Below are 13076 nucleotides of genomic sequence, written 5' to 3'. Positions count from 1 at the left end.
CGAAAACGGCGGTATCCCACAAGAGAACACTCCCACGACCACGTCTGGCAGCTCGCTCCGGCTTCTCAGGGCAATCGAAGTGCAAGTGGGCGATGTCATCCCCGAAGCTCACAGCAAAGCACCGTAGGTTGGGCCCAGGAATGCGCCCACGCACTCAATGTTAACAATGCTAAGATTGCATTTTAACACCGTCAAGTTTTTTTCGAATGCTAAGATCGAGGCGCCCGTAGCAACGAAATCAAGGCCTTTCCCCTCATGAGCAAGACACCCCAGCGAGCCCGCGACACATACCACGTAGGCAACCTCGCGCCTCAACTGCTCGATGCCGCCAGGGAAATGCTCGAAGAAGTGGGGCCGACCAAACTGTCGTTGCGCGCCGTCTCTGATCGTGTCGGCGTAAGCTCAACCGCGGCCTACCACCACTATGCCAATCGTGCCGAGCTGGTCGGGCAACTGGCGGCCCAGGGCTTCCGAGAGTTGGCTACGGCGTTGCGTAATGGAGACCAGGGAAATACCGGCATCCAGAAGCTGCGCGACGCCAGCCTGGCCTACTTCAGCTTCGCTCGCAGCAATCCGGCGCTGTACCAGCTGATGTTCGGCCCGGAGCTCGCCAGCAGCGAAATGCCCCTCGAATATCGCGATGCACGCGATGAGGCTTTCGACGAACTCAAAAGCACCATTGCCGAAATACTCGGGCAAAAAATGGACAGCGCAGAGGTTCGTCGGGCCGCTCTGGCGGGCTGGTCTTACACCCATGGCCTGGCATCACTTGTCATTCATGGCGTTCTGCAGCTTCCGAGCTCCACCACTGACGCCCGTTTCGTGGACAGCACCCTTCGAGGCTTTGAGCATTTGTTCCAGGCCGGGAAGAACACAGACTCGGGCGCTGCCCAGTAGGTGAATGCTGTGCCCCCGTCGCAGCCCTAGATCGTAAGGTGAGGTTCGTTGCCCTCTGCTAACGAGCGTCAACCGCCTCCCCCAAGCCCGCTTCCCAGGGCTTTGTTTTATTCATCCGATCCAGCCTTGTGTGGTCAGACTGACTCGCATCTACCTGCCACACACAGGCATATCTCAATCCTCCCATCGCCTCATCCCAGAGATTGGCAATCCTGAACTTAGCCAGCTCCTGTTCTTTATGATCATTTAGGCGTCACTTTCGATCATTGCCTCAGAATCAGAGGGGGGCTAACGTGGGCCCGACAAAAACTTATCAGTGCAAAGATAAATTGCCGTGTCCCTCATGCCTGGAGAAGAAGCGCCATGACATCCCCTCTCTACCCACATCTTCTGGCCCCCCTTGATCTGGGTTTCACCACCCTGCGCAACCGCACCCTGATGGGTTCCATGCACACAGGCCTGGAAGAGAAGCCGAACGGCTTCGAGCGCATGGCGGCCTATTTCGCCGAGCGCGCCCGAGGCGGAGTCGGCCTGATCGTCACCGGCGGCATCGGCCCCAACGAGGAAGGCGGCGTGTACTCCAACGCGGGCAAACTGACCACCGCCGAGGAAGCCGAGAAGCACAAGATCGTCACCCGCGCGGTGCACGAGGCCGGCGGCAAGATCGCCATGCAAATCCTCCACGCCGGCCGCTACGCCTACAGCCCGAAATCGGTAGCGCCGAGCGCCATCCAGGCGCCGATCAACCCGTTCAAGCCGCGTGAGCTGGACGAGGAAGGCATTGAGAAGCAGATTCAGGACTTCGTCACCTGCTCCGTACTGGCCCAGCAGGCCGAGTACGACGGCGTCGAGATCATGGGTTCGGAAGGCTACTTCATCAATCAGTTCCTCGCTGCCCACACCAACCACCGTACCGACCGCTGGGGTGGCAGCTACGAGAACCGCATGCGCCTGCCGGTGGAGATCGTTCGTCGCGTGCGTGAGGCCGTAGGCCCGAACTTCATCATCATCTATCGCCTGTCCATGCTCGACCTGGTCGAGGGCGGCAGCACCTGGGACGAGATCGTCCTGCTGGCCAAAGCCATCGAGAAGGCCGGCGCCACCATCATCAATACCGGTATCGGCTGGCACGAGGCGCGTATCCCGACTATCGCCACCAAGGTGCCGCGCGCCGCCTTCACCAAGGTTACTGCCAAGCTCAAGGGCGAAGTCAGCATCCCGCTGTGCACCACCAACCGCATCAACACCCCGGAAGTCGCCGACCAGGTGCTGGCCGAGGGCGATGCCGACATGGTGTCCATGGCCCGTCCGTTCCTCGCCGACCCGGACTTCGTCAACAAGGCCGCTGCCGGCCGTGCCGACGAGATCAATACCTGCATCGGCTGCAACCAGGCCTGCCTGGACCACACCTTTGGCGGCAAGCTGACCAGCTGCCTGGTCAACCCGCGCGCCTGCCACGAGACCGAGCTGAACTACATCCCGACCACCACCGTGAAGAAGATCGCCGTGGTCGGCGCCGGCCCGGCCGGCCTGTCCGCTGCCACCGTGGCTGCCGAGCGTGGCCACAGCGTGACCCTGTTCGATGCGGCCGGCGAGATCGGCGGCCAGTTCAACGTGGCCAAGCGCGTTCCGGGCAAGGAAGAGTTCTACGAGACCCTGCGCTACTTCAAGCGCAAGCTGGAGACCACCGGTGTCGACCTGCGCCTGAACACCCGCGTCAACGTCGACGACCTGGCCAAGGGCGGCTATGACGAGATCATCCTGGCCACCGGTATCGCCCCGCGCACCCCGGCCATCGAAGGCATCGACAACCCCAAGGTGATCAGCTACCTGGACGCCATCCTGCAGCGCAAGCCGGTCGGGCAGAAGGTCGCGGTGATCGGCGCCGGCGGCATCGGTTTCGACGTCTCCGAGTTCATCACCCACGCCGGCGAGACCACCAGCCTGAACCGCGACGCGTTCTGGAAGGAGTGGGGCATCGACACCGCGCTGGACGCCCGTGGCGGCATCGCCGGGATCAAGGCCGAAGTACATCCGGCGGCGCGCGAAGTGTTCCTGCTGCAGCGCAAGAAGACCAAGGTCGGTGACGGCCTGGGCAAGACCACCGGCTGGATCCACCGTACCGGCCTGAAGAACAAGAACGTGCAGATGCTCAACTCGGTCAAGTACCTCAAGGTCGACGACGCCGGCCTGCACATTCGTATCGCCGAAGGCGAGCCGCAGGTGCTGCCAGTCGACACCGTGATCGTCTGCGCAGGGCAAGACCCGCTGCGCGAGTTGCAGGATGGCCTGGTCGCTGCCGGCCAGAACGTGCACCTGATCGGTGGCGCGGATGTGGCTGCCGAACTGGACGCCAAGCGTGCGATCAACCAGGGCTCGCGCTTGGCCGCAGAGCTCTGATGCCCCAATCTAGCCGCGAGCAAGGCCAAGGCCTGAACAGGATGGGGGCGTCGCCCCCTTTTTCCCATGGGTTCGGAGGACGGAATCATGGCAAGTACCGCTGTGCTGGATTTCCTGGTCGATCGCGATGACCTTTCCCGCGGCGAGCTGCGGGAACAGCAACTCGATGCAGAAGCCCTGGCGCCAGGCCAGGCGCTGCTGCGGATCGACCGCTTCGCCTTCACCGCCAACAACATCACCTATGCGGTGATGGGCGAGACGATGGGCTACTGGCAGTTTTTCCCTGCTCCGGCAGGCAGGGGTCTTATTCCGGTGTGGGGCTTCGCTGAGGTACAGGCGTCACGCTGCGAGGGTGTCGAGCCGGGGGTGCGCTTCTACGGCTACTACCCCATGTCCACGCACCTGGTAGTGGAGCCGGTGCAGGTGAAGGAAAGTGGCTTCGTTGATGGCAGCGAGCACCGGCGGCCACTGCCGATCATCTACAACCAGTACCTGCGCTGCTCCCGCGACCCGCTCTACAGTGCCGACAATGAATCCCTGCAGATGCTGCTGCGCCCGTTGTTCACCACCTCGTTCCTGCTCGACGACTTCTTCACCGACAATCGCTTCTTCAATGCCGAACGCCTGGTGCTGACCAGCGCGTCCAGCAAGACCGCGATAGGCATGGCCTACCTGCTGCATCGCGACCGAGGCCAGCGCGAACAGCGCTACGAGATCGTCGGGCTGACCTCGCCGGCCAACCGAGCATTCGTCGAGGGCTTGGGCTGCTACGACCGGGTGCTTGGCTACGACCAAGTAACCGAGTTGGACGCCGGAGTGCCAACGGCAACGGTTGATTTCGCCGGCAATGGTGAACTGCTCGGCCGCCTGCATGCCCATTTCGCTGCGCAACTGCGCCATAGCTGCCTGGTCGGTGCCTCTCACTGGCACCAGCGCGGAGGATTGCCAAAGAACCTGCCCGGAGCAGCGCCACAGCTATTTTTCGCCCCGGCACAGGCCGAGAAGCGTCTGCTGGAATGGGGCGGTGCTGGATTTCACCAACGCTTGGCAGAACGCTGGTCCGCTTTCACCACGTTCACCGGGCAGTGGCTGAGCGTCGAGCATGGATTGGGCCCCGATGCGGTCAAACGAGCGTACCGGGAGGTACTGGCCGGCCACGCAAGCCCGCAAACCGGCCATATCCTGTCTCTGTCCGCCAGCCGGGGTGGCTCAATTTGAATGGCTTGTGTTGAACGGGCCCGTTCGCAGAAATCTCGGGAGCCTATTCGACAAGGGGTCAGCACACTCATCTGAATACCCGAGTTTGCGGGATGGCCGGGATCACAGCCGGCCATCCCGCTTTTTTATCCAATAGACGGTCCACGTCCAATCTCCCATGACGCCCTTCCATCGCGGAGTGTCGCGGTCAGCTGTTGCCCCAACCGCAGCGCGATAACGGGCTTCCACGGCACCAGGCTGAATCCCTTACCATCATCGAGCACGGCATAACGTCCATTGGCGAGCATGACGCTGCGCCGGTAGATGCCTGTCACGCGCTGGCCATCAAGCATTGGTCGGTGCTCTAACCCGGTTTCGGCGGCGATCTCCCGAGCGACCTGGGCCAGCTCTCGATTGCGCAACGTCGCCAGCAGGTTACGCGCCAGGATCACACGCCGACCTTGCCTCTCGGCCAGCCCCTGCTCAACCAGGAAATCGGCACGCTGCTGCATGGCCTGCCTCACCTCACCAGCAAATCCGAAGTCACCCAGCCCTCGCCCAGCGCCGATCAGTTGCTGGTCGAGCCAGGTGGCGCCAATTACGCGGGCTTGCCGTTCAATCGGCAGGTGCGATTTCAGCTCCACAGCAACTCCCCCTAGGCGCTGCGCGTCGTACTGGCGGCCACGCTCGGGCAAATCGTCCGGCACCTTCCACAGCCCTTCAGCCACACGCTCCACGATACCTGCACGACGCAGAGCTTCCAGGCGGCGGACGTGAGTCGCCACGACCTCCTGCGGATCGCGGCCAGCCTTTGCCTGACCTTGAGCAACCGCCAGGTGATGGTCGGTGCGATACAGGCCATCGCTCGCCAGCGCGACGATGGTGCGGTCGGCCGCGCGTATCTCAGCCGAGCCACGTACCTCCACCACCGATCCTGTGGGATAGTTCGCCAGTTCGTCGCGGGCGTTGAGCGCGACGTAATGGGCCTTGCCGTCCACTCCGTCAATGACCAGATACCCCCGGTCACGCAGCTCGTCGGCCAGCCCTTTGGCGGTCACCCGGCCGATCACGGTACGCCCCTCCTGTCCCGGCTCGAACACCGCCAGCTCACGCGGCTGCCCGCTCATGGCCCGCTGCATCGTGCGGATGATGTCGCCCCGCTCGCCCAGGGCGCGCAAGGTCTTTTCCGCGTCCGCTTGGACGGCCCAGGTGCCGGGCTGTGTCTCGTCGGCCAGGCCCATGCGCTGCAAGTGTTGCAGGCGGCCGATCAGCAGCAGGCGCTGGCGTTGCAGGCGGGGCTCGTTGAGGCGTTCGACATGTATCTGGCCATCGTCGCCAGCCTCACGTTTCAGTGTGCGATCCAGGCTCGTCCATCGCTCCTGCTCCACCTCGCGCTGCAGGGTCTGCTGGATCTCCAGTTCGGTGCGTGGCCCCAGCCACTCGGTGGCAAGTTCAGCGGCCCGGTGGCGGAAGCCGTGGGCGATGTAATCGCCAGCGATGATGAGATCCTTGCCGGTGTCGTCGCGCCCGCGCAGGACGATGTGGGTATGCGGGTTGTCGGTGTTCCAGTGATCCACCGCCACCCAGTCCAGCCGCGTGCCCAGGTCGGCCTCCATGCGCCCCATCAGATGCCGGGTGTAGGTGCGCAGGTCGTCCAGCTCGGCACCATCCTCTGGCGCGACGATGAAGCGGAAATGGTGCCGGTCGTCCTGGCAGCGCTCCCTGAATGCACCGAGGTCGGCCTCGTCCGCCTGCGGCCCATAAGCGCGACCCGGTTCGCCGTCGCGTCCGGCGCCGTCGCGTTCGATGTAGCGCAGGTGCTTGGCCAGCGACCGTGGGCTGGCCTGGCGCTGGTTGACCAGCAGGGTCTTGATGGTCACCCGGCGCGTGAATGGCGTAAGTGAGGCGCCCGCGAAGCGCGCCGCCGTGTGCCCGCGTCCCAGGCGCGAGCCGGGCCGCTGACCGGCGTGCTGTCCCTTGCCACTGGCCAGTGCAGGGCGCCGCACAGCCGACTTGCCACCGGCCTTGCCGACCTGCTTGAGCACCTTGGAGACAAAGCCCTTGCCCCGGTTCTTCGGGGCGTTGGGCCGAATGCGGAAATCGTCGTCACGACGGTCAGTCATGGCTGTTCCCTCGTCGAGCCAGGGCGTGTCCTGGCGCGTGAAGCACACGGGTATGCCGGCATCGGCGCGTGTTGCGCGTCGCACACAGCACGGCGGCGAAGCAGCGCCGTGCCGCTCCTCCCCCACGTGCAGACTGGTGTTGCGGGCGAGCAGGTGCCGCCCCCTTTTGTCTTGCCTTCCGCTTTTGCTCTGCCCTGCCCCCCTGGCCGCGGCGACCAGGCGGCTCTGCTGCACCAGCAGCCAGCCTGTCTGCGAATGCACCAATGGCCGCAGGCCGGACGCGTTCGAGGCAAGTCATCTGCACGTAGGACAGCTGCGCCGGATGTTGCGCGAAGCGTGGTGCGGATGCGCCCGCGCTGCACGTACGACGACACGGCAGCAGCAGCGAATTGGCGACCATCATGGACGTGTCTCCGACCAGATCGGGCGCGCGACGCCGATCACGGCGGACGCGCTGACCGGCCCGAAGTAGCGGCTGTCGAACGACGCCGGGTTGGTCACACTCAGCAGGAACAGTTCGTCCTCGGCCAACGGTCGGCATTGCAGCCAGGATGGCAGCGGCCGATCCAGGCGGTCGGCAGGCAAAACAGTGGCCACCGGCGCGCCGTTGATGCGCACCTGGTCGGCGACGATGCAGGCGTGCTGCGGCGCAACCGCGCCCACGCGCTTGAGCAGAGGGATGTGCGCCGGCAGGTAGCCGCGCTGCGCAGCGAGTGCGGTAGCGTCGGCAGGCAACCGGACCAAGACGATGCTGCCCACGGACAACGGACGAGGCAGCGAGCCGGCCCGGGGCTGAAGCGGTTCGACGCGATACCAACCGACCGGAACGCTGTCGGACGGATTGTAGATCAGGCGCGGCAACGGCTGCACGAAGGACGCCCAGGCCAGCGCAGCGAGGCCAACGGCGGACAGCCCCGCAAGGGCGATACGAGCGCGCAGGCGCGAGCGAGGACGCGGTGCGGGGCTTGTCGTGGAAACGATGGTCATGACCATGACCTCCCGGCGAGCCAGGCGGCGTGCCGCTCGACGGTGTAGCCGGGCAGCGGCGAGCGTGCCGCGAGCCGGTTGCCCAGCGTGCGCCAGTACGCCGGAGATGCGGCGACGGGGGCGATGCCCAGCGCCTCGATGGCGTCGATGCGCTCGAGCACGGCGCGCACCGTGTTATCGCCTTCCGTATGCAGCAGCAGGCGCGCGCCTGGCAGCACGCCGGGGATGCGCTGCACGGTGTCCAGCGGCGTGCAGGCCTGCATCACCATAAGTTGCCAGCGGATCGTGCCGTAGTCGTTGGCCTGCCAGCGGATGCGGCAAAAGACGGCACCCGGCAGGAACACCGCGACACGCCGCCATTGGTCCAGGCGGGTGATACACGCCGGCTCGCCAAAACGCAGGTAGAGCTTGATGCGTTGCTCCACATAGGCGAGCGACACGCGGGTCAACTGCGCGGCGTCAGTCTGGCCGGCGAGCACTGCGAGCGATGGCGGCGGCGCAGCCGTGGCCTTCGTAAGCTGGGCGTTCATGGGGATTTCTCCGGGAACTCGCGCTCCAGCAGTGCGCGCAACAGATCGGCGACCGTTACCCCCTGGGTGAACGCCGAGACCTTGATGCGGGCGCGCATGGCGGGCGTGATGTCGAGGGTCAGGCGTGCGGTGTAGAGGTCACCTTTCTGCAGGCCGCCGGCGTCCCCCTGGCGAACCCACGCCTCGGCGTGCGGATTCGCCGGCGGGCGGGCGCCGATGGCCGTGCGTTTGCCGCGCTCGCGGGTCATGCCGTCCACCGCAGCAGTTCGTCGACCAGCGCAGTGATCTCCCGCGCGGCGGCGCTGTCCGGCGCCGTCTCACGAGCGAGTCGCCCGGCGGCCACGCTATCGGCGAAGACGATGCGCTGGCGCACCTCGGCGCGCAGCGCCGGCAGTGGTTGGTCGGCCAATGCCTGGCGCGCCTCGCGACCGATGATGGTGGTGCTAACGCGCCGGTTGATGACAAAGGCCGCAGCTAGCTGCGGCCGGAATACCTGCGCCTCGCGGATCAGCGCGACCATCTCGGCGCTGGCCCACAGGTCGTAGGGGCTGGGCTGCACCGGGATCAGCACGCGCTCGGCCGCCAGCAGCGCGGAGCGCGCCAGGGCGGCGATGCGCGGTGGTCCGTCGATGATCACGTGATCGGCGCGACGCGCCAGTTCGGGCGCCTCCTGATGCAGGGTTTCGCGGGCGAGGCCCACGGCGCTGAACAACCTGGGCAAACCCTGCTGGGCACGCCGTTGCGTCCAGTCCAGCGATGAACCCTGTGGGTCGGCATCCAGCAGGACGACCTGCGCACCGCGCAGCGCCAGTTCGCCGGCGATGTGGGTGGCGAGCGTGGTCTTGCCGACACCGCCTTTCTGGTTGAGCAAGGCGATGATCATGGCGCGGCCCTCCCTGCTGGAAAGCCGGCCTGGCCGTGCCGTTTCGTGGTTGTCCACCGAAACGGCGCGCCCCTACAAAAAGTTAGAGCTTTTAAGTTAGAGAAGTTAAGAGAGGCTGGAGCCCGCGCAGGCTCTGGCCTGCAGAGGATTTCGTACGCCCGATAGCACGATAGTGATACGCCTGATAGCACGATACCCGGTACGCCTGATAGCACGAGCCCATTCACAGGTTTTACCGCGCTTATCCCCGTGCCGTGGGCGACACGGGCCGGAACGTCAGCAGCTCCACGTTGACCTCCGGTATGCGCTCGATGCCGAGCACATAGCCGGGCAACGACTGCCGCGCCGCCAGGGCACGCAGGTCGCAGGCGAAGTCGCAAAGCCTGGCCGTGCTGCCCGACTTGCGGTGCAGATGGCGGAAGTCGAACTGCCAGCCGTCCGGCTGCTTGCCGCCATGCTTGCGCACCAGGCGGTACAGCCAGCGCTCGATGCCGCCGGTGAGCCGGAAATACGCCGGGTCGATGGTCAGCACCAGGGCGGCGTCCAGCACGCCCGCGTAGAACCAGTCCGGCAGGATCAGCTCGATGCCCAGCGGCGTGCCGCAGGCATCGGCCAGCTCCTTCCACTCGTTGATCCAGGAGAAACGGTGCAGGCGCCGGCCGCTGGTCTCGCGGATAGAGGTGGCCACCGTGGTCGATTGCAGGCGATCCAGGGCGGCCTTGAGGCGCTGGTAGTCGCGCAGCGACACTCCGCGCCCGATGAAGCGCAGGATCTCGTAGGGCGTGGCGCGCATCAGACGCGACGGGTGCAGGCCCGCGTCGCGCGCCGCGACGATCTGGCTGGCCGCCCAGATCAGCACGTCGGCATCCCAGATCGTGGCGATGCCATGTTCCCGCGTGCCCTCCACACGTACGGTGACGCCGCCGGACTGGAAATCGATCGGCGCGGTGCGCCGAGACTTCGCCAACGAGAAGAACGGGTAGGCCATCAGGTCTTGGCTGTCGCGCGGCGCCATGTCGCCCGGCAAGGCACGGAACAGGTCGAGCTGTTCCCGCTCCGGCGCCGAGCTGGACATGGCGATGGCCTCCGGCGAGCCGCCGATCAGCGCGCACGGCTGTCGGCCGAGTGCTGCTCGGCGTACTCGGGATCGGAGGTGGCCTCGAAGCTGTGCTGGTCGGCCCAGGCATCGAGATCGGCGACGGCGTACATGACGCGCCGGCCGAACTTGCGAAAGCGCGGGCCGCCGCCGATCACGCGCTGCTTCTCCAGCGTGCGCGGCGACAGGCGCAGGTAGGTGGCCGCCTCGTCGTTGGTCAGGTAGCGCTGCGGCTGGGCAGTGGCGGCGGGTTGCAGGGGCTTGGCGTGGGCGGCAGCAGGTCGCACGGGAGCGGGTCGCATGGGGTGAGCCTCCATCGTTCAGGACAGCCCGGCCACACCAGCGCAGCCGGATGGAGGCAGTCTCAGAAAGGCGTGGAGGCCTGCTCAGGGTCGTTTTGCGGGCTGTGCCGAACGGCCCTCCCCGCGCCCGTCGACCTGTGCCAGGCGGCGATAGCCATCGTGCATCAGCTCCCGGCCGCGCCGCACCAGACGACGCACCTTCGAGCGCAGGCCGCCATCGGCGTGCCAGCCGTCAGCCACCGCCGCCGGACCGAACAGCCCCGCGGCCACCTCGCGCAAGGATGCCCCCGCCAGGGTGGCGTCGAGTGCTTGCAGCGTATGCAGCTCCAGCAGCGCAGCCGGGTTGGGTCGGCACCGAACCACCGCGAGCGGTACGGCATCGGCGGCCACTGCCAGCTTGTCCAGTTCGGCCATGAGGGCGCAGGAACGTGCGCACGGCCTGGCGCAGGCGTGCACGGCATGGACGTAGGCCATGCCCTGCTCCAGACCGGGCGCCACAGCCAGGCGCAGGCAGCAGCCCGGCCACCGTGTCGTCAGCAGCAGGCGCCGGCCATCATGGACCAGGCCTTTGCTGCCTGGGAGGCGCCAGAAATCGAACGCCACGGAGTCGGGCATGGGGTCGACATCGGGATACAGGTGAATCAGTTCCGGGGGGTCGGGAAACCAGACCGGATGCGCGTCACGCGCGTCCAGGCGCGGGTCTTCCAGCAGGCGCAGCCCCCAGCGTTGCGCCGCCTCGGGCCGACGCTGGCGATCCCGCCAGTCGCGGCGGTATTCAGGGTTCCGGCGCAGGTACTCCCAGGCCAGGGCGAGGTCATCCAGGTGCAGGACGTAGAGATAAGCGGCGGTGGGATACCAATGCTCGGCGTCGTGATCGGCCATGGGGCAACCTCCCTTTGCACAGGGGCCGTCGCCACGGGGCTCGCAACGCGAGGTCAGCGCCTCCTCGACACAGCAGTAGGTGGAAATACGTCAAACGACAGCATCAAGACCGATTGACTCCGAAGCGTTACGCAGATCATCCGAATGCGACAGAGCCGCCGCCCATCATTGGTACGGCGCCAGGCATATCCTGCAGTCTTGAGCGGTGGCCATCGTGATCGATTGGGTCAGGCTTGTAACGCCTGAGTGCAATAGTGCCAATTAAGACCGAGGCGGTCTGGACTCGGATCGAGTCGATCACAGTGCCCCCTGGACGACCTGGGCGGGATAGCCCGGATCGGTCAGTCCATGATCGAGCCGTTGAGCTGCGCCAGCCGTGTGTACTCCGACAGCGTGCGCGTCGCCCGGAAGTACAGGTCGCGCATGACCGGACGCTTGAGCGGACCGACGATGGCCGCCAGTTCGGACAGTTTCACAGTGCCCAGCTCGGGCAGACCGATGCCCAGGTCGCACAGCCCATAGGCCGTGTCCTCGTCGACCGGATCGAGCGAGGCCAGAAGCCAGGTCGCATGCGCGTCGGGGGTGAACAGACGTACCACCGGCAGCGGGTCGACGGCCTGGCCCACCGCCCAGGCGCGGCCGTTCTCCAGCATCTGTGCGCGCTCCGTCACGGTGATGAGCGGCAGGGTCATGGCCGCACGCCGGAATGCGACCTCGCCCTGCTTGCAGGCGTGAATGCACAGAGGTTCTTTCGCACGCATTCGCCAATCCGGTAATGCGGATTCGTGCATTTGTTCAGAGGCACGGATGCGCATGCCGGCAAATCCGCAAAGGCGCCAAGGCGTGAAATCGGCATTGCGCAAGTCAGGAAAGACACGGAGGCGCCTCTGTGGCTCTGATGAAATCAGCCAGTACGGGTTTCCGTAAAAGCACGAAAGCGGCTGAAATCTCAGCAATGAGTTAAATATAACGTGGTTTTGATTCTCCCTCGACCGGACGCTTCTGTCCATGCAGAAGCGATCCGTCCAGCCCGGCCGACCGGCCGGCACCACCACCTTCGATGCCGAGCTGGCACAAGCCTTCGGCGCGGCGGTGCGCGCGCTGCGTATGGAGCGCGGTATCGCGCAGGAGTCGCTGGCGAACCTGGCCGGCGTCGAGCGCTCGCACATGGGCAAGGTCGAGCGTGGCGAGCATATGCCAACGCTGGCGATCATCTTCAAGATCGCCGGCGCGCTCGATTGCAGTACAGCGGTGCTGATGGCTGCGACGGAAATCCAGCTCGCCGCGTCCAGGGCGTAGTCCTGCGACAACGCCCCGCCGCAACGGGCGGGGCGCCGAGGTGGCCGTCAGGCCGCCGACTTGCTGCGCGACCAGATCAGGTTGTGCGTACCGTCCTCTTCCTCGATCAGCCGGGCGTAGATCGTCGCCGGGAACGACGGATCGTCGAGGGTCACGGACAGGTAGGGCCGCTCGGCCTGGCTGACCTTCTTCCAGGCCGCGCCGATGTCGTAGCCGCCGGCCGCCTGGATGCGGTAGTCGGGGGCGTTCTCGCTGCTCCTGTCGTTGGGGACGAACTTGACCTTGACGTTGAGCGTCAGGGTGCGGACCGTGCCGGTGAAACCGTCGTTCTGAGCGGTGAAGGTGCCGATGTTGGCCATGATGATTTCTCCTTGCGGGGTAACCAAGGTCGCGCCCATCGCGTCCTTGTTGTGATCCGGCAGGCGGTGGACGGGCTGGCCGCACCGCGCAGCGGCCGCAACAGCGTGGAGGACCGGGAGG

The 13076-nt window shown here is 65.8% G+C and carries 14 protein-coding genes; 4 read left to right on the top strand and 10 right to left on the bottom strand.

What is annotated here, in order from left to right:
• Window positions 1–255: 255 nt before the first annotated feature.
• From G7020_RS10185 to G7020_RS10175, 3 genes are all read left to right on the top strand, one after another.
• Window positions 256–897: a TetR/AcrR family transcriptional regulator gene (locus G7020_RS10185; protein ID WP_181084009.1), complete on the top strand. Its 642-nt coding sequence runs from the start codon at window positions 256–258 to the stop codon at window positions 895–897.
• A gap of 363 nt (window positions 898–1260) precedes the next feature.
• On the top strand, window positions 1261–3297 hold the full coding sequence (locus tag G7020_RS10180) for an NADPH-dependent 2,4-dienoyl-CoA reductase (protein ID WP_181084007.1): 2037 nt from the start codon (window positions 1261–1263) through the stop codon (window positions 3295–3297).
• An 87-nt stretch (window positions 3298–3384) separates the two neighbouring features.
• On the top strand, window positions 3385–4515 hold the full coding sequence (locus G7020_RS10175; protein ID WP_181084005.1) for a DUF2855 family protein: 1131 nt from the start codon (window positions 3385–3387) through the stop codon (window positions 4513–4515).
• 125 nt (window positions 4516–4640) lie between these two features.
• Here G7020_RS10175 and G7020_RS10170 read toward each other — a convergent pair whose 3' ends face one another.
• The 9 genes from G7020_RS10170 to G7020_RS10130 form a co-directional block, all read right to left on the bottom strand.
• On the bottom strand, window positions 4641–6617 hold the full coding sequence (locus tag G7020_RS10170; protein WP_181084004.1) for a relaxase/mobilization nuclease and DUF3363 domain-containing protein: 1977 nt from the start codon (window positions 6615–6617) through the stop codon (window positions 4641–4643).
• A 399-nt stretch (window positions 6618–7016) separates the two neighbouring features.
• On the bottom strand, window positions 7017–7604 hold the full coding sequence (locus G7020_RS10165; RefSeq protein ID WP_181084002.1) for a S26 family signal peptidase: 588 nt from the start codon (window positions 7602–7604) through the stop codon (window positions 7017–7019).
• Window positions 7601–8134, bottom strand: a complete 534-nt coding sequence (locus G7020_RS10160; protein ID WP_181084000.1) for a DUF2840 domain-containing protein — start codon at window positions 8132–8134, stop codon at window positions 7601–7603. Before G7020_RS10160 ends, G7020_RS10165 begins: the two co-directional genes overlap by 4 nt.
• A complete protein-coding gene (locus G7020_RS10155; protein WP_009616232.1) occupies window positions 8131–8382 on the bottom strand; it encodes a hypothetical protein in 252 nt (83 codons plus the stop codon). The genes G7020_RS10160 and G7020_RS10155 overlap by 4 nt, the downstream gene beginning before the upstream one ends.
• On the bottom strand, window positions 8379–9017 hold the full coding sequence (parA, locus tag G7020_RS10150) for a ParA family partition ATPase (protein ID WP_181083998.1): 639 nt from the start codon (window positions 9015–9017) through the stop codon (window positions 8379–8381). Before parA ends, G7020_RS10155 begins: the two co-directional genes overlap by 4 nt.
• 241 nt (window positions 9018–9258) lie before the next feature.
• Complete coding sequence (locus G7020_RS10145; protein WP_181083996.1) at window positions 9259–10092, bottom strand: replication initiator protein A; 834 nt, start codon at window positions 10090–10092, stop codon at window positions 9259–9261.
• Window positions 10093–10118: 26 nt separating this feature from the next.
• Window positions 10119–10415 (bottom strand): helix-turn-helix transcriptional regulator, encoded by a 297-nt coding sequence (locus G7020_RS10140; RefSeq protein WP_181083994.1) that lies wholly within the window; start codon window positions 10413–10415, stop codon window positions 10119–10121.
• Window positions 10416–10499: 84 nt separating this feature from the next.
• A complete protein-coding gene (locus G7020_RS10135) occupies window positions 10500–11297 on the bottom strand; it encodes a DUF2285 domain-containing protein (protein ID WP_181083992.1) in 798 nt (265 codons plus the stop codon).
• A gap of 341 nt (window positions 11298–11638) precedes the next feature.
• On the bottom strand, window positions 11639–11989 hold the full coding sequence (locus tag G7020_RS10130) for a DUF2958 domain-containing protein (RefSeq protein ID WP_181084161.1): 351 nt from the start codon (window positions 11987–11989) through the stop codon (window positions 11639–11641).
• Window positions 11990–12305: 316 nt separating this feature from the next.
• Between G7020_RS10130 and G7020_RS10125 the strand changes: the two genes are divergently transcribed.
• Window positions 12306–12596 (top strand): helix-turn-helix domain-containing protein, encoded by a 291-nt coding sequence (locus tag G7020_RS10125; RefSeq protein ID WP_181083990.1) that lies wholly within the window; start codon window positions 12306–12308, stop codon window positions 12594–12596.
• Window positions 12597–12643: 47 nt separating this feature from the next.
• Here G7020_RS10125 and G7020_RS10120 read toward each other — a convergent pair whose 3' ends face one another.
• Window positions 12644–12955: a DUF736 domain-containing protein gene (locus G7020_RS10120; protein ID WP_181084160.1), complete on the bottom strand. Its 312-nt coding sequence runs from the start codon at window positions 12953–12955 to the stop codon at window positions 12644–12646.
• Between the last annotated feature and the right edge of the window lie 121 nt (window positions 12956–13076).

This window comes from Stutzerimonas stutzeri, assembly GCF_013522825.1.
Lineage (GTDB): Bacteria > Pseudomonadota > Gammaproteobacteria > Pseudomonadales > Pseudomonadaceae > Stutzerimonas > Stutzerimonas stutzeri_AK.
The sequence above is the reverse complement of the archived record's forward strand: the minus strand, read 5'-3'. Positions and strand labels throughout refer to the sequence as shown.